Origin of the sequence: Nocardia sp. A7 (genome assembly GCF_046549215.1) — a bacterium.
Classification (GTDB): domain Bacteria; phylum Actinomycetota; class Actinomycetes; order Mycobacteriales; family Mycobacteriaceae; genus Nocardia.
On sequence record NZ_JAJPWE010000002.1, the window covers coordinates 452,553 to 474,400 of the forward strand.

The 21,848-nt window shown below is 69.7% G+C and carries 15 protein-coding genes; 6 read left to right on the forward strand and 9 right to left on the reverse strand.

Annotated elements, in window-relative coordinates:
* Positions 1-51: 51 nt before the first annotated feature.
* The 3 genes from ACLJPD_RS13550 to ACLJPD_RS13560 form a co-directional block, all read right to left on the reverse strand.
* Positions 52-1,473, reverse strand: a complete 1,422-nt coding sequence (locus ACLJPD_RS13550; protein WP_410872431.1) for an NAD(P)/FAD-dependent oxidoreductase — start codon at positions 1,471-1,473, stop codon at positions 52-54.
* Between the two features lie 157 nt (positions 1,474-1,630).
* Entirely contained in the window at positions 1,631-2,527 is an 897-nt protein-coding gene (locus ACLJPD_RS13555; RefSeq protein WP_410873402.1) for a tat pathway signal sequence, read from the reverse strand.
* A gap of 117 nt (positions 2,528-2,644) precedes the next feature.
* Positions 2,645-2,851, reverse strand: a complete 207-nt coding sequence (locus ACLJPD_RS13560) for a hypothetical protein (protein ID WP_410872432.1) — start codon at positions 2,849-2,851, stop codon at positions 2,645-2,647.
* A 189-nt stretch (positions 2,852-3,040) separates the two neighbouring features.
* On the opposite strand from ACLJPD_RS13560, the gene recC reads away from it, so the two are divergent.
* The 3 genes from recC (at position 3,041) to recD (ending at position 11,827) form a co-directional block, all read left to right on the forward strand.
* Positions 3,041-6,445 (forward strand): exodeoxyribonuclease V subunit gamma, encoded by a 3,405-nt coding sequence (gene recC / locus ACLJPD_RS13565; protein ID WP_410872433.1) that lies wholly within the window; start codon positions 3,041-3,043, stop codon positions 6,443-6,445.
* The gene (locus tag ACLJPD_RS13570; protein ID WP_410872434.1) at positions 6,442-9,804 is read left to right on the forward strand and encodes a UvrD-helicase domain-containing protein; all 3,363 of its coding nucleotides are present in this window, start codon (positions 6,442-6,444) and stop codon (positions 9,802-9,804) included. Before recC ends, ACLJPD_RS13570 begins: the two co-directional genes overlap by 4 nt.
* A 70-nt stretch (positions 9,805-9,874) precedes the next feature.
* Positions 9,875-11,827: an exodeoxyribonuclease V subunit alpha gene (gene recD / locus ACLJPD_RS13575; protein WP_410872435.1), complete on the forward strand. Its 1,953-nt coding sequence runs from the start codon at positions 9,875-9,877 to the stop codon at positions 11,825-11,827.
* 28 nt (positions 11,828-11,855) lie between these two features.
* On the opposite strand, the gene ACLJPD_RS13580 is transcribed toward recD, so the two are convergent.
* From ACLJPD_RS13580 to ACLJPD_RS13590, 3 genes are all read right to left on the reverse strand, one after another.
* Positions 11,856-13,745: a DUF4153 domain-containing protein gene (locus ACLJPD_RS13580; RefSeq protein ID WP_410872436.1), complete on the reverse strand. Its 1,890-nt coding sequence runs from the start codon at positions 13,743-13,745 to the stop codon at positions 11,856-11,858.
* A 74-nt stretch (positions 13,746-13,819) separates the two neighbouring features.
* The gene (locus tag ACLJPD_RS13585; RefSeq protein WP_410873403.1) at positions 13,820-14,827 is read right to left on the reverse strand and encodes an ATP-binding protein; all 1,008 of its coding nucleotides are present in this window, start codon (positions 14,825-14,827) and stop codon (positions 13,820-13,822) included.
* Between the two features lie 20 nt (positions 14,828-14,847).
* Positions 14,848-15,549, reverse strand: a complete 702-nt coding sequence (locus ACLJPD_RS13590) for a response regulator (RefSeq protein WP_410872437.1) — start codon at positions 15,547-15,549, stop codon at positions 14,848-14,850.
* Positions 15,550-15,789: 240 nt separating this feature from the next.
* Here ACLJPD_RS13590 and ACLJPD_RS13595 point away from each other — a divergent pair, with 240 nt between their 5' ends.
* Positions 15,790-16,707 carry a DMT family transporter gene (locus tag ACLJPD_RS13595; RefSeq protein ID WP_410872438.1) on the forward strand — a complete coding sequence of 306 codons (918 nt, stop codon included), beginning with the start codon at positions 15,790-15,792 and terminating at the stop codon, positions 16,705-16,707.
* Here ACLJPD_RS13595 and ACLJPD_RS13600 read toward each other — a convergent pair.
* Complete coding sequence (locus ACLJPD_RS13600) at positions 16,681-17,361, reverse strand: TetR/AcrR family transcriptional regulator (protein WP_410872439.1); 681 nt, start codon at positions 17,359-17,361, stop codon at positions 16,681-16,683. The two genes, ACLJPD_RS13595 and ACLJPD_RS13600, sit on opposite strands and share 27 nt — an antisense overlap.
* Before the next feature lie 146 nt (positions 17,362-17,507).
* On the opposite strand from ACLJPD_RS13600, the gene ACLJPD_RS13605 reads away from it, so the two are divergent.
* Both ACLJPD_RS13605 and ACLJPD_RS13610 read left to right on the forward strand, forming a co-directional pair.
* Complete coding sequence (locus tag ACLJPD_RS13605; protein ID WP_410872440.1) at positions 17,508-19,082, forward strand: succinic semialdehyde dehydrogenase; 1,575 nt, start codon at positions 17,508-17,510, stop codon at positions 19,080-19,082.
* A gap of 28 nt (positions 19,083-19,110) precedes the next feature.
* The gene (locus ACLJPD_RS13610) at positions 19,111-19,938 is read left to right on the forward strand and encodes an SDR family NAD(P)-dependent oxidoreductase (RefSeq protein ID WP_410872441.1); all 828 of its coding nucleotides are present in this window, start codon (positions 19,111-19,113) and stop codon (positions 19,936-19,938) included.
* Between the two features lie 72 nt (positions 19,939-20,010).
* On the opposite strand, the gene ACLJPD_RS13615 is transcribed toward ACLJPD_RS13610, so the two are convergent.
* Positions 20,011-20,817 carry a putative protein N(5)-glutamine methyltransferase gene (locus tag ACLJPD_RS13615; protein WP_410872442.1) on the reverse strand — a complete coding sequence of 269 codons (807 nt, stop codon included), beginning with the start codon at positions 20,815-20,817 and terminating at the stop codon, positions 20,011-20,013.
* A gap of 52 nt (positions 20,818-20,869) precedes the next feature.
* Positions 20,870-21,742: a YdcF family protein gene (locus ACLJPD_RS13620; protein ID WP_410872443.1), complete on the reverse strand. Its 873-nt coding sequence runs from the start codon at positions 21,740-21,742 to the stop codon at positions 20,870-20,872.
* Positions 21,743-21,848: the final 106 nt, after the last annotated feature.

The following is a 21,848-nucleotide window of genomic DNA, read 5'->3' on the forward strand; positions in this document are numbered from 1 at the left end:
GAAAAGGCCGGGTGGTTCGACGGAACCACCCGGCCTTTGCGTTGCGCTGTGTCAGCCGATCTTGCGCTGCTCCGCGGTGACCGGCTTCGCGGGGGCCGGCGGCGCGCCCACGTCGGCCGCGAGTTCCTTGGCCTCGGCCTGATCGGCGTTGACCTCCTCGATCGCGAGCCGCGCGAAGATCCACTGCTCGGTCGCCGCCATCTGACCGCGGTTACGGCCGAGGAAGGACACGAACCAGCCGATCACGGTGACGATGCGGCTGCGGTAACCGACCAGGTAGTACAGGTGCAGTGCCAGCCAGGCGAGCCACGCCAGGAATCCGCTGAACTCGAGCTTGCCGATCTGGCAGACCGCGTCGAACCGCGAGATCGTGGCCATCGAGCCCTTGTTGAAGTACTTGAACGGCTTGCGTTCCTCGGGGGTCTGCCCCTGCAGCCCGGCCTTGATCGCCTTGGCCGCGTAGGTCGAACCCTGGATGGCGCCCTGGGCCTGCCCCGGCACGCCGGGCACCGACATCAGGTCGCCGACCACGAACACGTTCGGATGACCCTTGACAGTGAGGTCGGGCTCCACGATGACACGCCCCGCCCGGTCCACCTCGGTGCCGTCGGACCGCTGGGCGATCATCTTGCCCAGCGGGCTGGCCTGCACGCCCGCCGACCAGACCTTGCACACGGCTTCGATCCGGCGGGTGGTGCCGTCGGCGTCCTTGACGATCACGCCGTGCGCGTCGACATCGGTGACCATGGCGTTGAGCTGGATCTCCACGCCCATCTTCTCGAGCCGCTTGGCCGCCTTGGCGCCCAGCTTGGGGCCCATCGGGCCGAGCACCGCGCCCGCGCCTTCCAGCAGGATCACGCGCGCGTCGCGGGGATCGATGGTGCGGAAGGTGCCGTCCAGGGTGCGGTCGGCGAGTTCGGCGATCTGCCCGGCCAACTCCACGCCGGTCGGGCCCGCGCCGACGACGATGAACGTCATCAACCGATCGCGCTCTTCCTGCGTGGTCGCCAACTCGGCCTGCTCGAACGAGCCGAGGATGCGCGCGCGCAGTTCCAGGGCATCGTCGATGGTCTTCATGCCCGGGGCGTAGGTGGCGAAGTGGTCGTTGCCGAAGTACGACTGCTGGGCGCCGGTGGCGACGATCAGGCTGTCGTAGCCGGTCTCGGTATCGCGGTTGAGTAGTCGCGAGGTGACCTTCTTGTTCGCCAGGTCCACATCGATCACGTCACCGAGCAGCACCTGCGCGTTCTTCTGCTTGCGCAGCACCAGGCGCGTGGCCGGGGCGATCTCACCGGTGGAGAGGATGCCCGTCGCCACCTGGTACAGCAGCGGCTGGAACAGGTGGGTCGACGTCTTGGAGATGAGCGTGACGTCGACATCGGCTCTGCGCAGATGCCGGGTACCGAACAAACCGCCGAACCCGGAACCGATCACCACTACGTGGTGCCGCTTCCCGACAGACTCAGTGCTCATCGTCGCGCTCCTCGACAGACTGGGGCGGACCCCGCGGTGGTGGTGACAGGGTTAACCGTAGTCGGCTCCGGTTGTGACGTCGCAACAAGAACCCGATCGCGGCGTGTGATGCGGTGCCTCATCGAACGACAAGATCGACAATACGGGATGCGCCGACTCAGCGACCGGCGAGAAGAAGCTGGGCAACGCGGGTGTCGGTCTCGGCGCCCTCGGTGTAGCCGCCCGCGCCGCCGAGCGCGTTCATGATCGACAGCGTGTACCGCTCGTCGGCGCCCGCGACGCCGACCGAGTTGACCACCCAGCCGTCGGCCTCGGCCGACCAGCCGTTCTTCAGGCCCGGCCGCATCGACGCACCCGCGCCCCACACACCCCAGTGCTGGTTGGAGTCGACCGAGCGCATCCGGCCGAGCAGGTAGGCGAGATCGTCGGGGTGCATGGTGTCGAGGATGGTGTTCATCAGCCGGTCCAGGTCGGCGGCGGTGCACTTCTGGAACGACCAGTCCGGGAACAGTGCGCTCGTGGTCGGCTGCGGAATCAGGCTGACCATGCCATAGGCGCGGAACGCGTTGTTGTAGGCCATCCGGTCGAAGCCGATGTACTTCTGCCACAGGACGTCGGTGGCGTGGTCGTTGGACGTGGCCAGCATCGCTTCGATGTTGAAGCGGTCGTCGGGAGACAGGGCGATGGCGCCGGCGCGGGCCCGGTTGAGCAGGTCGGCGGCGATGGCCAGCTTGATCGTGGACGCGGTCCACACCTGGTTCTCGGCGTGCTGGTTGGCGTGGACACCGCCGGTTCTGCGATCACGCACCACGTAGCCGAGAACACCGGGGCGACCGGCGAGGTAGGCGTCGACCTTCGCGATCCGGGAGCTCATATCGGCGTCGAATCCGGGCACGGAGACCTGGGTCAACGCGGGTGGTGCGGCATGGGCCGGACCGACGAGAACAGGGACGCCCGGAGTGAGGGCGGCCGCGGCGGCGAGCAAGCAGGCAGTTGCTGCGACTCGGGAAATGACACGGGTGGAGGGGAAACGGTCACGCACGATGGACCACACTCGCACACCGAAGCTCGCAATGCACTACTTCGCCGCAATCCGCGCGTCCGGCGCGAGCACCTGTCGTCGCGCACGGGTATCGTCGCGCAGGGTTGTTGTGGCGCAGCGGAATTGCGCTCAGTGATGCGCGGCGTGCGGGGTGGCGATCGTGCAACCGTTGAGGCGATGGCAATGCTCGAACGCTTCGCCGTGCCGATCCAGCGGCCAGGAATGCAGTACCTGATCAGGCCCGTAGCGCCGGGAATTGATCAGCTCCCAGCGCGCGCCTGCTCGGCGGACGATGAAGCCGCCACCGGGAACCAGGGGAAACACCTGCGCGATCATGAAACGAAACCAGCCTTTCGCCCGCGGCCGTACTGTCCCACCCGAAAGGCAACGATCCCACGACCGGCGTCGGGGGTGCCGCAGGCGTGGCCGGGACGCGTTGGGGTGTGGCGTATTTCACTAGCCCGGTCCAGTGGTGGTGGCGGGGCCGCGTGATTGCGGGTCGGTCGCTGGGCGTATAAACAACGGATGCCGTTGCACCTCCATCGCGCCGAACGCGCCGACGCGCTGGCGGATGGACTGGGACGTGTGCTCGCGGCGGTGCCTGCCGATCCTTTCGTCACGGAAGTGGTCGCGGTTCCGGCCAAAGGGGTGGAGCGCTGGTTGGCGCAGAGGTTGTCGGGTGTGTTGGGGGTAGCGGATGCCGGTCGTGGCCCGGTCGGCGACGGGGTAGCCGCGAATATCGCGTTTCCCGCGCCCGCCGCGCTGGTGGCCGAGGTGCTGGCCGGTGCGAGCGGGATCGCGCCCGCCGACGATCCGTGGTCCGGTCAACGATTGGTGTGGACGCTGCTGCGGGTGATCGACGAGGTCGCCGACCAACCGTGGGCGGCGGTCCTGGCTCGACATCTCGGCCTGCCAGGGACGGACCACCGACTCGGCAGGCGCTACTCCACGGCCGCCCACCTCGCGGCGCTGTTCGACTCCTATGCCGCGCAACGCCCGCAGGTGCTGCTCGACTGGGCCGCGGGCGCGGACACCGACGGTGCGGGCGGGCCGGTACCCGACGACCTCGCGTGGCAACCGAGGTTGTGGCGCGCGCTGCGCACCGCGGTCGGCGCCCCGAGTCCCGCCGAACGGCTGGCCGACGCCTGCGCTCACCTGCGCGCCGAGCCCACCTCGGTCGACCTGCCCGAGCGAGTCTCCCTCTTCGGCCTCACCCGGCTACCCGCCGACCAACTGGCCGTCATCACCGCGCTCGGCGCCCACCGCGATGTCCACCTCTGGCTGGCGCACCCGAGCCCGGCCATGTGGACCGCGCTCAGCGATGCGCGGGCGGATGACGGCGACAGCGTCGAGGCGAACAACTCCGCGTCGGCGCTCACCGACGGCGCCGCCAACGAGGCAGCCGTTCGTCCGCGCGTCCGAGACGACACTGCGGATCTGGTTTCCCACCCCTTGCTGTCGGGGCTCGGCCGGGATGTGCGGGAATTGCAGCAACGCCTGAAAAAGCTGCTGGACAACGATACTCACCTTCCCGCTGAGATCGCCCCGCACTCGCTGCTCGGTGTCGTACAGGCTGCGGTGCGCGAGGACCGAGTCCCCGAAATCGGCGCGGCGCCGGACGGGAGTGTCGAGGTGCACGCCTGTCACGGCCCGGCGCGGCAGGTGGAGGTGCTGCGAGATCTGCTGCTGACCACGTTCGCGGCGGATCCGACGCTAGAGCCGCGCGATGTGCTGATCATGTGCCCGGACGTGGAGGCGTTCGCGCCGTTGGTGCGGGCGGCGTTCGGGCAGCGCGGCACCGGCGTCGACCTGCCGACCGAGGGCGAACATCCGGCGCATCAGTTGCGGGTGCGGCTCGCCGATCGTGGGCGGGCGGTGACCAACCCGATGCTGGCGGTGGTGATCGAGCTGCTCGAGCTGGCCGACGGTCGCGTCACGGTGACACAGGTGCTCGATCTGGCGGCGAGCGAAACCGTGCGCCGCCGGTGCGGTTTCGATGACGACGACATCGAACGGTTGCGCGAGTGGGCGGCCGAGTCGGGTGCGCGGTGGGGGATCGGGCAGCGACAACGCGAGGCGTTCGGGCTCGCCGATTTCGCCCAGAACACCCTCAATGCGGCGGTGGACCGCATCCTGCTCGGCGTCACCGCCGACGAATCCGGGGACGACTGGCTCGATCTGGCGCTGCCGCTCGACGATGTCGACTCCAATGACGTCGACCTCGCAGGCCGCTTCGCCGAGTTCATCGACCGCCTCGCGGTCTGCCTGCGTGACCTGCGCGGCCCGCGTCCCGCCGACGACTGGACCACGGTGCTGCTGCGGGCCGTCGAACTGCTCACTGATGTACCCGACGCGCAGTCGTGGATCCGTACCGAAGCGCGCCGCGAGATCGTCGCCGCCACCGAACACGCGGGCGCTACCCCGCTGCGTCTGGCCGACGTGTCGGTCCTGCTGACCAGCCGCCTGGCCGGTGGCCCCGGCCGCGCCAACTTCCGCACCGGCGAACTCACCGTGTGCACCCTCGTGCCGATGCGTTCGGTGCCGCACCGCGTGGTGGTACTGCTCGGCCTCGACGACGACGTCTTCCCCCGTCCCGGCAGTGTCGACGGCGACGACCTGCTGGCCCGCGACCCGCTGGTGGGCGAACGCGATGCGCGCAGCGAAGACCGCCAACTTCTCCTTGATGCCATCATGGCGGCCGGGGACACGCTGCACGTGCTGCACACCGGCGCCGACCCGGTGACCGGCGCCGCCCGCCCGCCTGCCGTCCCGGTCGCCGAGCTGCTGGACGTGCTCGCCACGCATGTGGGACAGGCCGCGATGGACGCTGTCCATATCCGTCACCCGCTGCAGGCCTTCGACCGCCGCAACTTCGCCCCCGAGAACCCTCGCAGCTTCGACACCGTCGCCCTGGCCGGTGCGCGCGCCGCCGCCCGCCCGTCACGGCCGCGCCCGCCGCTGCTCACCGCGCCGCTGCCGCCCGCGCCCGTCGCGGATGTCGCGCTGGCGGAACTGATCTCGTTCGCCGAGCACCCGGTGCGTGCCTTCCTGTGGCAGCGCCTCGGCCTGCGGGTGCCCGAAGAGTCCGAGGACATCGCCGATCAGCTTCCGATCGAACTCGACGGCCTGGCGAAATGGGATCTCGGCGAACGGATGCTGACCGCGCGCCTCACCGGCGCCGATCCCGCAGCCCTGCGTGCCGCCGAATGGCGTCGAGGAACGTTGCCTCCCTTCGGTTTCGGGACGAAAGTGCTCGACGAAGTGGAGGGCACGGTCGACACTCTCGTGCGCACCGCACTGCCCGACTACGAGGCACCGCCACGCGCCGTCGACATCGCCATCGACCTCGGCAACGGCCGCACCCTCGCGGGCACCGTGCCCGAGGTCCGCGGCGAGACGCTGGTGCGCACCACCTATTCTCGGCTGGCGCCGAAACACCGGCTCGCGTCCTGGGTTTCGCTGCTCGCCTTGGCCGCTACCGAAGACCGCTCCTGGCAGGCGATCAGCACCGGACGAGGTCAATTCCGCAGCAGGCCGGTGGCCAGGTCGGTCATCACGGCACCGGAAGCGCCTGCCGCACTGGCGATCCTGCGTGATCTGGTCCGCCTGCGCGACGAAGGATTGTGCGAACCACTGCCCTGCGCGCCGACCGCCACCGCCGCCTACGCCGAGCGCCGCTTCCGCGGTGACAGCGTCGCCGACGCCCTGCTCGCCGCCGAACACGCCTTCGACGGTGGCCCCAACGGTCCCGACAAATTCGGCGACCACACCGACCGCTACCTGCGCTACGTCTGGGGTCGCGCACCCCGATTCGCCGGTCTCGCCACCGAATCCAACCGACCCGGTGACCCGGAGAGCACTCACTTCGGTGCCCTCGCGCGCCGCTGGTGGGCGCCGCTGCTCGCCGCCGAAAGTCAGGGACAGCCGTGACGGGCACCGTGTCGGCGCCGACCGCCTTCGACGCCACCGGGCCGCTGCCGCAGGGCACCACCGTGCTCGAGGCCAGTGCGGGCACCGGCAAGACACACGCCATCGTCGGGCTCGCTGTCCGCTATGTCGCCGAGGCGGGCATCGCGATCACCGAATTGCTCCTCGTCACATTCAGCCGCGCCGCCACCCAGGAACTGCGTGAACGCACCAGGGACCGTTTCGTCACGGTGGCGACCGCGCTCGCCGAGCCCGATACCGCACGCCACCATCAGGACGAACTCGTCCGGGCGATGGCCGACACCGACCCGGCGACCGTGCGCTTGCGCAGGCACCGATTGCTCACGGCCCTGGCCGATTTCGATGCGGGCACCATCGCCACGACCCATTCGTTCTGTCAGCGGATGCTCGACGAACTCGGCCTGGCCGGTGAACACGATCCGGGTGCCCGGCTGGTCGAATCGGTGGACGAACTCGTCGCCACCGTCGCCGACGACCTGTATCTGGCCCGCTACGCCCGCGACCGCGCCCCGTTCACGCTGCGCGACGCCCACACGCTGGCGCTGGCGGCGGTCCACGACCGGCACGCCGATCTCGCGCCGCGCACCGACGGCGCGGCGGGCGAGCGCGTGGCCTACGCGAGCGCGGTCCGCGCGGAAACCGAGCGTCGCAAACGCCGTGCGGGACTGCGTGATTTCGACGATCTGCTTGTCCTGTTGCACGACGTGCTGGCCGACGCCGAACACGGCCCGCGCGCCCGCGCCCGGATCCGGCAGCGGTACCGGGTCGCGCTGGTCGACGAGTTCCAGGACACTGATCCGCTGCAGTGGGACATCCTGCGCCTCGCCTTCCATCAGCACGCCACCCTCGTGCTGGTCGGCGACCCGAAACAGGCCATCTACGCCTTCCGCGGCGCCGAGGTGCTCAGCTATCTCGACGCCGTGGCGCTGGCGGATCGACGCAGCGAACTCACCCGCAACTGGCGCAGCGACGCCGGACTGCTGCGCGCCATCGACCACCTCTGTGGCGGTGCGGAACTGGGTCACCCCGAGATCAGCGTGTACCCGGTCACGCCGACGCGGCCGACGACCCGCCTGCACGGTGACCCCGAGGTGATCACCGCGTTGCGGCTGCGGGTGCTGCCGCGGACCGGCGCAGGCCCGCGCAATCGATCGGGGTTCCCGTCGGTGGGCAGGCAACGGGCCAAGGTCGCCGACGATCTGGCCGCCGATATCGTCACCCTGCTCGAATCCGGCACCACCATCGACGCCAAACCCCTACGCGGCGGCGATCATTCGCTCAGCGAGGTCGGCGACGGTCGGGTGCGCAGGCCGATCGGACCCGGTGATATCGCCGTGCTGGTCCGCACCCGTTCCCAAATCGACGTGGTGCGAACGGCTTTGGACCGTGTCGGGGTCGCCTCGGTACTCGCGGGCGGCACCAGCGTCTTCGCGACCGTGGCCGCCACCGACTGGCTGTGGGTGTTGCGTGCGCTGGAGCAACCGCATCGCGGTGACCGGGTGCGGCTGGCCGCGTGCACCCCGATCCTGGGCGTGACCGCCGCCGAAATCGACTCGGGTGGTGCCGATCTCGTCGGCCGTGTCTCCACTCGATTGCGTGACGCGGCGCGCTTGTTCACGCGCGCCGGATTCGCCGCCGTGTTCGACAAGCTCGCCACCGAAACCGACCTCGCGCCGCGCCTGCTCGCGGTGAACAACGGCGAACGCGAACTCACCGACCTGCGCCATATCGCGCAGCTGCTCGACGAGGTCGCTCTCGCGGAGGGTTTGGGTCTGACCGCGCTCACCCGCTGGCTCGCCGACAGTGTGCGCGAGCCGGAGGCAGGCAGTGTCAGCGGTCGCAGCCGCAGGCTCGATCGCGACGCGGCAGCGGTGCAGATCGCCACCGTGCATGCCAGCAAGGGCCTCGAATTCCCGATCGTCTACCTCCCCTTCACCTGGGACAGCGCCAAGAACCCGTATCCGGCGACGCTGCTGTTCCACGACGACAACGGCACCAGGGTCCTCGATATCGGCGGCAAGGAGGCTCCCGGGTACGGCGAACGCCAATTGCGTTGCGAGGCGGAGGAATCCGGGGAAGAGCTACGTCTGCTCTATGTGGCGCTGACCCGGGCGATGTGTCAGGCCGTCGTGTGGTGGGCGCCCGCGGTGACCACCGGCGCCGCGCCGCTGCACCGGATGATGCTGGGTCGGCGGCCTGGTTCGGCGCAGGTACCGCGCCGGGCGGAGATTCCCGCTGACACCGCCGCGGCACAACGGATTTCCGAGTGGGCGGCGCCCGCCTCGGAGGTGATCTCGGTGACGATGGTCGACCGGCCCGAGGACGTGCCGCCCCGCCGGGTGCGCACCGAGCTGCCGACCGGTGAGCTGGCGGTCGCGGGGTTCACCCGCGCGCTCGACCAGCAGTGGCGGCGCACGTCGTATTCGGCGCTCACCGCGGGCGCGCACGACGCGCCGGGCGTCAGTGATGAGGAACCCGAGGACGGTCCAGGCCCGGACGACGAGCCGACCGAGGCGCCTCTCGATGCCCTGACCGGCAGCACGGCCGCCCCGTCGTTGATGAACGAGCTGCCCTACGGTGCCGAGTTCGGCACACTGGTCCACGGCGTTCTCGAAACGGTCGATACCTCGGTGTCCGACCTCGCCGCCGAGGTCGGACAGCGCTGTGTCGAGGCGGTCGAGCACACGATGGCCGAGCTCGATGTCGATCTGCTCTCCGCCGCGTTGCTCGAAGTTCTGCGTACCCCAGCCGATTTCGGTTCCCTGGCCGCGATCGCCACCCGCGACCGGCTCAACGAACTGGAATTCGAGCTGCCGCTCGGTGGCGGTGATACCCCCGGTACCCGGTCGGCCGGGATGCACGACATAGCCACACTGCTGCGCACCCACCTGCCGGCCGACGACGATCTGGTCGGGTACGCCGATCATGTTGCCGCACTGCCCGATACGGTGCTGCGCGGCTATCTCACCGGCAGCATCGACGCCGTCCTGCGGGTGCCCGACGAGACCGGCGAGCTGCGCTATCTCATCGTCGACTACAAGACCAACCGGCTCGGCACCGGCGACCTCACCGTGGAGCACTACCGCCGCGACCACATGGTCGCGGAGATGATCCGTTCGCACTATCCGCTGCAAGCCTTGCTGTATGCCGTCGCGCTGCACCGTTATCTGCGCTGGCGGCTGCCCGGTTACGACCCCGCCCGCCACCTCGGTGGTGCCAGGTACCTGTTCGTCCGAGGCATGATCGGTGCGTCGACACCACCGGGGCACGGCGTCTTCGACTGGCATCCGTCCGCGGAACTCGTGGTCGCGCTGTCGGAGCTGCTCGCGGGGCACCGATGAGGTGGGCGGCCGGAGCGTCGGGTCGTTCGGCGGCCGGGCGATCGGTGCCGTCAACGGAGAGGCACCGATCATGACGTCGATTCAGGTGGCACAGCGGGGGACTGGGCTGCTGCGGGTGTTCAACGAAGCAGGCGTCCTGTCCGCCGCGGATGTGCACGTGGCGGTGCGGTTGGGGCGGTTGGGGCGCGAGGACAGTGAGGATGTGTTGTTCGCGGCCGCGTTGGCCGTGCGCGCGGTGCGCTCGGGATCGGTGTGTCTCGAGCTGGCGCGGATGCGGGAGATCGGCATCGATGCCGACGAAACCCGCGACAGCGCAGCGGGAATCGACCCGGCGACCCTGCCGTGGCCCGAGACCGATCGGGTGCTGGCGGCCTTGCGTCGCAGTCCGCTGATCTGCGGTGGACAGTCCGGTTCGCTGCGCCCGCTGCGGATCGTCGAAGCCGACGCCGAGGGTGGCGCGCTGCTCTACCTCGACCGGTACTACCAGCAGGAACAAACCCTGCGACGAGTACTCACCGAGCGCAGCACCGACCACCCCGTCATCGATACCGAACTCGTTCGCGCACAATTGGATCGGCTCTTCGCCGACCCGCTCGGCGACGGCCCCGACCGGCAACGCCTCGCGGCCGCCCTCGCCGCGACCCACTGGACCACCGTCGTCGCGGGTGGCCCCGGCACCGGCAAAACCCACACCATCGCCCGCATCCTGGCGCTGCTCACCGCCCACCGCGGCGCCTCGCCGAAGTTGCCCGCCCTGCGCATCGCGCTGGCCGCCCCCACCGGCAAAGCCGCTGCCCGCCTGCAGGAAGCGGTGCGCGAACAAGCCGCCGCCCTCGGCCTGCCCGAACTCACCGCCTCGACCCTGCACCGACTCCTCGGCTGGCAACGCGGCCGCACCACCCGCTTCCGCCACCACGAACACAACCGCCTGCCCTACGACGTCGTCGTGGTCGACGAGACCTCGATGGTGTCGCTGACGATGATGAGCCACCTGTTCTCCGCCCTGCGCCCCGACACCCGACTGGTCCTCGTCGGCGACCCCGACCAGCTGGCCTCGGTCGACGCGGGCGCTGTGCTGGCCGACCTCGTCGCCGGGCCGGTCAGCGGCGCGCCCAACCCGGCGCTGCGCGAGGTGCTCGGCCCCGATGTGGATGGCTCGTGGGCGAGTCCGGCCATCGCCCCTGGCGACGAAGCAGGCTCGGAGATCCCCGGTGTGGCGGCGATACAGGCCCTCACGGCGCTCGAGCAGCGGCGTTTGCAGGGCGGGATCGTCCGGTTGACCAGGGGCAGGCGATTCGGCGGGCACATCGCCGACCTGGCGGTCGCTGTCCGCGCGGGTGATGCCGACGCGGCACTGGCGATTCTGCGCGCGGGCGGCGACGACGTGTCGCTGTGCGCCCCGGACGAGACCCGTGCGGTCCGGGCTGACGTGACGACCGCCGCCCTCGCGGTCACGGCCGCGGCCGAGGCGGGCGATGCGATCGGCGCACTGACCGCGCTGGAATCACACCGTCTGCTCTGCGCCCATCGCCAAGGCCCGTTCGGCGTGGAACGCTGGGACCGGATGGCAGCCGAGTGGGCCGCCGCCGGTGGCGCGGGACCCGAAGGGCCGCAATCGGTCTGGTACCCAGGCCAGCCGTTGCTGGTCACCGCCAACGACCACGAAGCCCGCATCTACAACGGTGACACCGGCGTCATCATCCGCCGTCCCGACGGCTCGCTGCGCGCCGCACTGCAGCGCGGCAGCGAGCCCTACCTGGTCCACCCGACTCAATTCCCCGCCGTGGTCACGGTTTTCGCCATGACCATCCACCGCAGCCAGGGCAGCCAGTACGACACGGTGTCGGTCGTTCTGCCCGAACCCGAATCCACTTTGCTCACCAGGGAACTGCTTTACACGGCCATCACGCGGGCCCGCTCGCACGTCCGCATCATCGGCACCGAGGACTCCATCCGCGCCGCGATCGGACGTCGCGTCCTGCGGGCCAGCGGTCTGTCGAGAACTGTTGCGCCACAGGGATAGTGCGAATCGCGTGCCGTGGGCGCCACAGTCAGCGAGCTGCGCTGCGGGACCAGTTCCATGACCACCAGTCATCATCGTCCAAGTCTTCGCGGACGGCGTCTTCGATTTCCGCGCGGAGGTACGAATCACCCAGGCCGTCCAGGGCGGGGAGGATGTCGGGGGAGAGGCCGCTCAGGTAGTGCGCGTCCAGGCGCTTGCTGGTGTGCCAGCGGTCGATATTGCGTTCGGCGACAAGGTGTTCCGGGTTGACCACGGCGAGGGCGATGAGGGTGGCCAGCGCTGTCCCGATCGCGGCGCGCGGTACCCAGGTCCAGCGCAGTCGCGCGATGGAGATCAGCACGAGGACGTAGACGAGGCCGACCCAGAGCTCGCACATCGTCACCAGTAGCCGCAGCACGGTGAACCCGTAGGCCTGCTGGTAGGTCCACATCCGGCCGAGCGCCGAACAGACGATGACCAGCGCCAGCACACTCACCGCGCTCAACAGAATGCGCAACGATCGGCGATCGGCCGCGGTTTCCCGCGCCGACCAGTGCAGTACCGCCAGGATCACGGCCAGCGTCAGAATGCTCACCGCCGACAACTGCCAGAATCCGCTGCGCGCGTACTCGGCATAGGTCAGGCCCGCGGTGCGCTGCACGTAATCGTCGCCGCCGAACAGTGCCACGAACTGCGCGCCGACGAACACCGCGAACAACACGGTCAAGGTGCCGACCGGCAGCATCCACTCGCTCCGTGACCACAGCCGACCCGGCCGAACCGAATCCGCCGCGCGCGACGGCGGCCCTGCGAGCAGATACAGCGCCCCCAGCACCCCCAGCGCAACGACCACGAACAAGAAGAGCCACAGCCAGGCCGCCGGCCCGTCCACGGTCGGCACGAGCCCGGTCAACAACCCCGCGAAGGTCGCATCCGCCCCACCGAGCAGCGGCACGAACACCACCAGCAATGCCGCTGTCGCCGCCACCGATACTCCGTACCGCCGGACACTCGCTGTCCCCACGGACCGCGACTCGCGCACGCTCGACAACGCCCACGGCACGGCCCCGAACGTCGCCAACGGCACCGCGAACACATCGTGCACGATTCCGCGCACACTGCGCCGCCCCAACACCGCCAACGACCCGGCGACACACGCCGCGATCACACACAGCACGAACAGCCACCCCGCCGCCCGAACCGTCCCCACGCCGAGCAGCACGATCGCCGCTGCCGCCCACCAGGCCCGATCACCGATCGAAACGGATCGGGGGGAAACCTCACCCGACGATGTCGCGGTCGGCGCAGCGGAATCCGACGAGCGCTCCGGTGATGTACCTCGGGACCGGGCACGGTAGTCGACCGCGCAGAGAGCTCCGGTGATGGCGGTCCCCGCGATGAGCCAGCCGATGCCGGAACGGTCCACCGGGATCACCGTCGCACCGACGATGCCGGCCAGGGCGGCGGCGGGGAGGACACCAGGTGGGCGGGCCACGTGCTGCCAGCGTTTGGGGGCAGGCGGTAAGGGCGGTGGCATCGGGGCTAGCGGCATCGAGCTCGCGGACGGCTTGGAACTCGCCGATGGCACGCGCGGCCACGCTGCGGCTTGCGGGTCCGCGGTGGCCTGCTCGGCAGCGCTCTCACGACTCGCGGCGAGCAATGTCGCAAAGGGCACCGAGCCATCCGAGTTCGGCGTGGCAGGCGGTGTATCCAGGTTGCTCTGCGGCGTAGCGGATTTGGTGAGCGCCGGCGACTGAGTCCCGGGATCTGTCGCACCGCCGCCCACCTTCGTATCGCCCACGGCCGCGGTGGAGTCGCCGGCGTCGGACCCGATGTTCGTTGCCGCCTCGCTCGTTGGGTCGGCAGTGGCCTGTGCGGTGGTGTTCTCGGTAGCGACCTGTTCAGGCGTCGGTGCGTCGGGTATCGGCTTGTCGGACATGGGTTTCCCCTCCTGGAGGTGTGCGAAGGCATCCCGGCACCGAAGGGCCGGGAGAGTGGAATGGGATGTCGGTGTCAGTCCGTGGGGAGGACGACGCGAATGCGGGAGCCGGGGTCGGCGACGGCGATGGTGCCGCCGTGCAGGTCGATCACCCAGCGGGCGATGGCGAGGCCGAGGCCGGTGCCGCCGCCGTCGGTGCGTACCCCGCGGGTGAAGCGGTCGAAGACGGTGGCCCGCTCGGCTTCGGGGATGCCGGGGCCGTCGTCCTGGATCTCGAGCACTGTGCCCTCGGGACGGCTCGACGCCGAGACGCGGACCTCGCCACCGGACGGGCCGTGCCTGGCGGCGTTGTCGAGGAGGTTGAACAGCACCTGGTGCAGCCGGGCGCGGTCGGCGAACACGCATCCGTCGGCAGGGTCGATCGAGGTGGTGAACCGGACCCCACGGCCGAGCGCGGCGGTCATCACCTCGGCTTCGGCGATCGCCTCGGCCAACAGTGGTGCCAGCGGCAGGCGTTCGCGATCCAGTGTGAACGCGCCCGCTTCGATGCTGGACAGGTCGAGCAGTTCGGACACGAGCAGACCGAGGCGCTCGGTCTGGGCCAGCGCGGTGCGCAGCGTCGCCGGATCGGGTTCGCTCACCCCGTCGACCAGGTTTTCCAGCACGGCGTGCAGCGCGGTCACCGGCGTGCGCAGTTCGTGGGACACATTGGCGATGAGGTCGCGACGTTGCCGGTCGGCGGCGGCGAGGTCGGCGGCCATCTGATTGAACGCGGTCGCGAGCTGCCCCACTTCGTCACGCGAGGAGGCTCGCACGCGAAAGCTGTAGTCGCCCTGCGCCATCTGCCGTGCCGCCGCGGTCATCTGACGCAGCGGACGGGTGATCCCGTGTGCGAGGAACTGGGAGGTGAGCAACGCGATCCCGAACGCGGCCACCGTGGTTCGTGGCGGCAACCAGCCGATCTGCAATCGGAAGTATCCGAACGCGACACCGCCCGAACACAACATCAACACGGCCAGCTTGAGCTTGATCGAGCGCAATCGGTCCAGCGGCCGTGGCAGCACATCGGCGATGCGATCCATCAATGCTACGGCGCGCTCTGTCATCGCGCGTCCAGGGCGTACCCGACACCGTGCACGGTGCGGATGAGATCGGCACCGAGCTTGCGCCGCAACGCTTTCACATGCGAATCCACCGCGCGCGTCCCCGCCGCGTCGGACCAGTCCCAGATGTCTTCGAGCAGCCGCTCCCTGGCCAGCACCGCCCGCGGACGTTGCGCGAGCCGGGTCAGCAGGTCGAATTCCAGTGGGGTGAGCCGTGCTTCGGTGTCACCGCGCCATACCCGCCGCTCGGCGAGATCTATCCGCAGATCTCCGACGACGATGCTGGTGTCGCCGCGCTCGGCGGCCCGGTCCACGCGCCGCAACAGGGCGTGCACGCGGGCGGCGAGCACCCGCATCGAGAACGGCTTGGTGAGATAGTCGTCGGCGCCGACACCGAGCCCGATGAGCTGGTCGGTCTCGTCGGTACGCGCGGTGAGCATCAGCACCGGCACAGGGCGTTCGGCTTGAATGCGACGGCACACCTCCAGACCGTCGAACCCCGGCAACATGACGTCGAGCACGACCAGATCGGGTTCTCCCGCGAGGGCCGCCGCCACCGCGGCGGGCCCGTCGTGTGCCAGGTCGACGGTGAACCCTTCGGCCCGCAACCGGGCTGCCACGGATTCGGCGATCGTCACCTCGTCATCGACCACCAGGATCCGGCGTGCCGCCTGTCCTGTCCCGCCCCCACTGAGTTCCATGGTGCGACCCTAGCGAGCGGGTGTGGAGGGTTGCGTCGCCAAATGTGGAGATCCTGTGTGGAGTACACTCGCGGCGTGCACGAGTGCTTCCGTTCCACCCCGCCCCCCGCTTCCTGAGCGAGGTGCCCCGCCGCGCCTGAAGAGGCGCGCACCGGCCGATCAGGCCGCTCGTGGTTTCGGCATGTAGTCCAGCACCTCGCTTCTCGCGACCCCCTCACCTTCTGTCGCAGGAGCACACCCATGTCTTTTTCGCTGTCCACCCGCATGGGCACCGCTGATCTCGTCATCGCCGGAATCCTCTGGGGGACCGGCGGCCTACTCGGCACCCTCGTCCAACGCTCGACCCAGCTCTCGCCGGTGGCGGTCGCCGCCGTGCGCCTGGCCGTCGGCGGATCACTGCTGGTCGGACTGTGCGTCCTCACCCGCAGAGCGATCCCGCGCGGCGCGCCCGCCTGGCGGCGCATCGGCGCGGTCGCCGTTTTGGCGCCGGTGTTCCAGGGCTGCTATTTCGGCGCGGTCGCCCTGTCCTCGGTGAGCCTGGCGACGCTGATCACCATCGGTATGTCCCCGGTCATCGTCGCCGTGATCGAACACCTCGTCGGCAGGCGGGCCCTCGACCGCACCCGTGCGCGCGGCATCGCCCTCGCGCTCATCGGCCTCGCGCTGCTCGTCGGCGCCCCCGGCGCGGGCGGGTCGCGGGTTCTCGTCGGCGCGGCGCTGGCAATGGCCGCGGCCGGCGCCTTCGCCGTACTCACGGTGATCGCCGCAGTCCCGGTCCGCGGCCTCGATCCCGTCACCAGCACCGGGATCGGGTTCACCGCGGGCGCGCTTCTCCTCGCAGTCCCGGCGACCGTCACCACCACCACGATCGACACGACCACGAACGGCGTGCTGGGAGTTCTCGCCCTCGGACTGTTCCCGACGGCCATCGCCTACACGCTCTATTTCCGTGGCCTCACCGCAGCGGGTGCGGGCACCGGAGCACTGTTGGCGTTGCTCGAACCGCTCACCGGGACCCTGCTGGCGGTGCTGCTGCTGGACGAGCGACTCGGCGTCGCGGGCTGGGCCGGTGCGGCGCTGCTCTCGATCGCCCTGGTCACGGCAGGTCGCGCCACCGAGGGACCCGAGGCGCTACGGGTCAGGGAACAGGCCGGGTAGTTCCATCGCGTAGGCGAGATCGTCGCGAGTGCCCAGGGTGACCAGCAGGACCCGGATCATGGTCACCCTGGCCTCGGACGCCAGCGCCGGATCGGGATCGCTGCCCGGCTCACTGTCCGCGGTGAGCCGGTAGACGACGTACTCGCACACGTGCAGCGCCGCGTCCAGGTCGAGCGGTGCGGGCACCGGCCGGCCGAGTTCGTCGAACGTCTTGCGCACCAGATCGCGGATGTCGTCGAGCGCGCGTTCGCGGTAGGCCGAGACGACCGAGCGGGGATCGTGCAGTTCGGCGAACAGCGGCCGCAGCATCGGACCGTGGCCGCGCGCCCAGTCCACATACGCGTCGATCAGCCGGATACCCAGCTGTACCGGCTCGTCGGTGCCGGCGAGCGCTTCGCGGATCCCGCCGACGAGGCCGTCGTTGGACGCGTCGAGCACCGCGTGCAGCGGCTCGGACGCATTGCCGAAATAACGGTAGAAAGTGGGTCTGGCCAGCCCGGCCTCTTCGATGATCTGGGCGACACTCATCCCGCGCGACCCGTTGCGCGCGAACACCGCGGCAGTCGCCTCGACGATCCGCGCGCGGACCTCCTCGGCCTGCTCCTGTGTCTGCGGCGGGCGCCCACGACGCACCGCGGTCGATTCCTCGGTCATCGCACCTCCCTCACCGCCGGTCATCGCGCACTGAAAGCTTGACACGAACCAGGGCGCTGGCATTAATCTAACACTAGTGTTCAGTAAATAACCTGAACGTGCGCGACTCATCCGCGTGACCCATCTGTTGAGGAGAAGGGCCGACAATGACGACAGCCCCCGAGCTGACCGCCGAACCAACCGCGCTGCCCGCCGCGCTGGTCAAGCCCCTGTTCGAGCGCGGAGTCGCCGGTGGCGCGCCGTCGGTCGAGATCTTCGCCCCGGCCACCGGGCACAAGATCGGTGACCTGCCGCAGTCCTCGGTAGCCGATATCGACCGCGCCTTCGCGGTAGCCCGGCACGCACAGCGCGACTGGGCGAAGATCCCGGTGAAGCAGCGCGCCGAGATCGTGCGCCGCTTCCACGACATCGTGCTCGCCGAGCAGGACACCATCCTCGACATCGTGCAGACCGAGACCGGCAAGTCCCGGCCGCACGCCTTCGACGAGATCGCCGACGTCGCGCTGAACGCGCGCTACTACGCCACCGTCGCACCCAAACTGCTCGCCGATCGCAAGCCGCGCGGCGTGCTGCCGGTGCTCACCTCGGTCGAGGTGCGCAACCGGCCCAAGGGTGTCGTCGCGGTCATCTCGCCGTGGAACTACCCCCTCGCCCTGGCGGCCTCCGACGCGTTGCCCGCCCTGCTCGCGGGCAACGCGGTCGTCGCGCGCCCCGACAACCAGACCGCGCTCACCGCACTGTGGGCCATCGACGCCGCCGAGCGCGCGGGGCTGCCGCGCGGTCTGTGGCAGGCCGTGCTCGGCCGCGGTCGCGAGATCGGTGGCGAGGTGATCGCGCGCGCCGACTACGTCGACTACACCGGTTCGAGCGCTACCGGCCGGACCATCGCCCAGCAGGCCGGTGAGCGCCTCATCGGGTACTCCCTCGAGCTCGGTGGCAAGAACCCGCTGCTCGTGCTGGCCGACGCCGATGTCTCCAAGGCCGCGAAACTGGCTGTGCGCGCGTGCTTCTCGTCGGCAGGCCAGCTGTGCGAGTCGATGGAACGCATCTACGTCGATGCCTCGGTCTACGACCAGTTCGTCGCGGAATTCGTGGGCAATGTCAAGAACATGTCGCTCGGCGGCGAGCTCGACTACAGCAGGGACATGGGGTCGCTGACCTTCCCGCGCCAGCTCGAGACCGTTTCCACCCACGTCGACGACGCCGTCGCCAAGGGCGCCAAGGTGCTCGCCGGTGGTCGCGCTCGTCCCGATCTCGGCCCGTACTTCTACGAGCCCACCGTGCTCGCCGATGTGGCGCCCGGCATGACGGTCTACCGCGAGGAGACCTTCGGCCCGGTCGTCTCGGTGTACAAGGTCGACTCCGACGACGCCGCCGTCGAGGCCGCCAACGACACCGCCTACGGCCTCAACGCCAGCGTGTGGAGCCGGGACGTGAACCGCGGCAAGGAGATCGCCGCCCGGATCAACGCCGGTTCGGTCAACGTGAACGAGGGTTTCAGCGCGGCCTGGGGCAGCGTCGACGCGCCGTCCGGCGGTCTCGGCATCTCCGGCCAGGGTCGTCGCCACGGTCCGGAAGGCCTGCTGAAGTACATCGACACCCAGACCATCGCGGTCCAGCGGTTGCTGCCGATCGCGCCGCTGCCCGGCATGTCCGAGCAGATGTGGGCCAAGACGATGACGGTGGTTTTCGGTGTCATGAAGACGCTGCGCCAGAAGTAGCCGAACACGAGCAGGGTAGGTAGCGCACATGAAGTTGGAAACGGTCGCGGGCAAGCGGGTACTGATCACCGGCGCAGCCATGGGTCTGGGCAAGCTGTTCGCGGAGAAGGCGGTGGCCGAGGGCGCCGACGCGGTGGTGCTGTGGGATATCAACGAGTTGGCGCTGCGTGAGACGGCGGCGCAGCTGACCGCCGCGGGCGGCAAGGTGCATCACTACGCGGTGGACGTGTCGTCGCAGGACTCGATCCGTGAGGCGGGCGAGGCGGTGCGCAAGGAGGTCGGCGGCATCGACATCCTCGTGAACAACGCGGGCATCGTGCGCGGCAACACCTACTTCTGGGAAACCGAGAACCGCGCCGACATCGACAAGACGATGGCGATCAACTCGCTGGCGCCGATGTACGTCACGTTGGAGTTCCTGCCGGGCATGGTCGCCGGTGCCGGCCAGGCGCGCGTGCTCAATATCGCGTCGTCGGCCGCGCTGGTCGCCAACCCGCGCATGGCTGTGTACGCGGGGTCGAAGTGGGCGGCGCTGGGTTGGTCGGACTCGGTGCGTCTCGAGCTCGAGCAGGCGGGGCACGACCACGTGAAGGTCACCACGGTCTGCCCGACCTACATCAACACCGGCATGTTCGACGGTGCGAAGGGCATTCTGTTCACGCCGATGCTCGAGCAGCACGAGGTCGTCGACACGTCGTGGTCGGAGATGAAGGACGGCGGCGCGCTGGTGGTGATGCCGTGGACCTCACGGATGAACCGGGCACTGACCGGCCTGCTGCCGATCAAGGTTCGCGACCTGTACCTGAACGCGGTGGGCGTGTACCACTCGATGGATCAGTTCACCGGCCGTAAGTAGCTCCGGGGCGCCCTCGTCGACCGGTCGTGGACGCGATCGTTCGCCGGGGGCGCCGTCGTGTCGGCAGTTCGATCAGCCGGGATCCCGGGTGCCGAGAACAACGGTGGCGTAGAGCTCCTCGGACTCCGCCACTCGGGGTAGGAGACCGTGGGCGGTGAGCACCGCGCACGCGGTATCGATCTGCCCCGCCCCGGTTTCCACCAGCACGGTGCCGCCCGGCGCCAGCCACGCGGCCGCCCCCTCGGCGACCCGCCGGAACACGTCGAGCCCGTCCTGCCCACCGTCCAGTGCGGTGAGCGGCTCGTGCTCGCGCGCCTCGGGTGGTAGGTCCGCGACGCGGGCACTGGGCACATACGGCGTGTTCGCGAGCAAGATGTCGATACGCCCGCGCAGGTCGACCGGCAGCGCGTCGAACAGGTCACCGCCGAACACCGGTGCGCACAGCGGCGCCAGATTCTCGCGCGCGCAGGCGACGGCGACGGGGTCGATATCAGCGGCCACCAGCTCGACGTCGCACCCCCGCGCGGTGAGCTCGGCCGCCGCACTCAGCCCGAGGGCGCCACAGCCACAACACAGGTCGACCACGCAGGCCCGCGTCGTGCCCGGCGCGACACCGTCGACTGCCTGGTCCACCAGGAAAGCGGTGCGCTGACGTGGCACGAAAACCCCCGGACGCACCCCGACCCGCAGGCCACGGAATTCCACCCAGCCGAGCAGGTATTCGAGCGGCGTCCCCGATACCCGTCGGCCGACCAGCGCGTCCAGCCGCCGCGGATCGCCTGCCGCCGCCTCGATCAACAGGGTGGCCTCGTCCTCGGCGAACACACATCCTGCCCGTCGCAACGTGACAACCACTTCGGGAAAACCGGAACCACTCACGCGCTGATTGTTCCCGACCGCGCAATCGAATTATCCTCGGCGGTGCGACGACTCAGCGTGAACTGGCCAGTTCGAAGGTGCGGGTCGCGTCGAGGTAGATCCCGCGCTGGGCATTGCGGGCGGGCGGTGGCAACTGGGAGACCAGCTGTTCGAGCGAGGTCATCGCACCGACCACCGTCGTTCCCGCGACGATGAAGTCGGCGACCGCGCGCCGAATGTGGTTCGGGGAGGTCACCACCACCGCGCTGGTCGCACCGAGATCACGCAGCAGTCGCGTGCTGAACAGTGCGTTCTGCACGGTCGATCCGGCCCGATCCTCCACATGGATCCGATCACCCGGCAGCCCACGCCCGACCAGCCAGCGCCGCATCGCCTCGGCCTCGGAGATGCCGTTCTGCGGATTGCCGCCGGTCACGATCACCGGGGAGAACGGCGCGGCGATCGCCTGCAGCCACGCCGCGGTGAGCCGGTTCTCCAGCTCCGGTCGCAGTGCGCCGTCGGGCAACAGGCCGTAGCCGAGGACCACGATGCCGGTCTGCGGACCGACGAGTGCGGGCAGCGGGTTGGGCAGGGTGGCGGCGGCCGCGGTCACCGCGTGCAGCACGTGGTTGGTACCCGCCGCCTTGCCGGGGTCGATCCCACCGAGCCGAGTCAGGGCGTCGCCGACGGCGGCCGGGTCGCCCGCGTAGTGCGACCAGATCGCCTGCAGCGCGAGCGCATCGGCATCCTGCGGATCGGCGGCGATGAGGGCGCGCAGGTCGGCACGCCCCGCGGCGTCGTCACCGTCGGTGAAATGCCGCTGTGCCGAGTTGTAGAGCGCGGTCACATCCGCTTCCGCGGCGGCGGGGCCGACGGTGGTGCTCGTGAGGGCGGCGGTCGCCAGCACAGCGGCGGCCAGGTGTTTCCAGTGCCTCGAGATCTTCACGACAACTCGTATCCCTTCGGCGCGAACGGTTCGGTACGTGCTGGCAGAGCAGAGCTGCCGAAACCCTACGACCGCTCGTTCGGGCTCCGGTGGACCCCGACCAGCT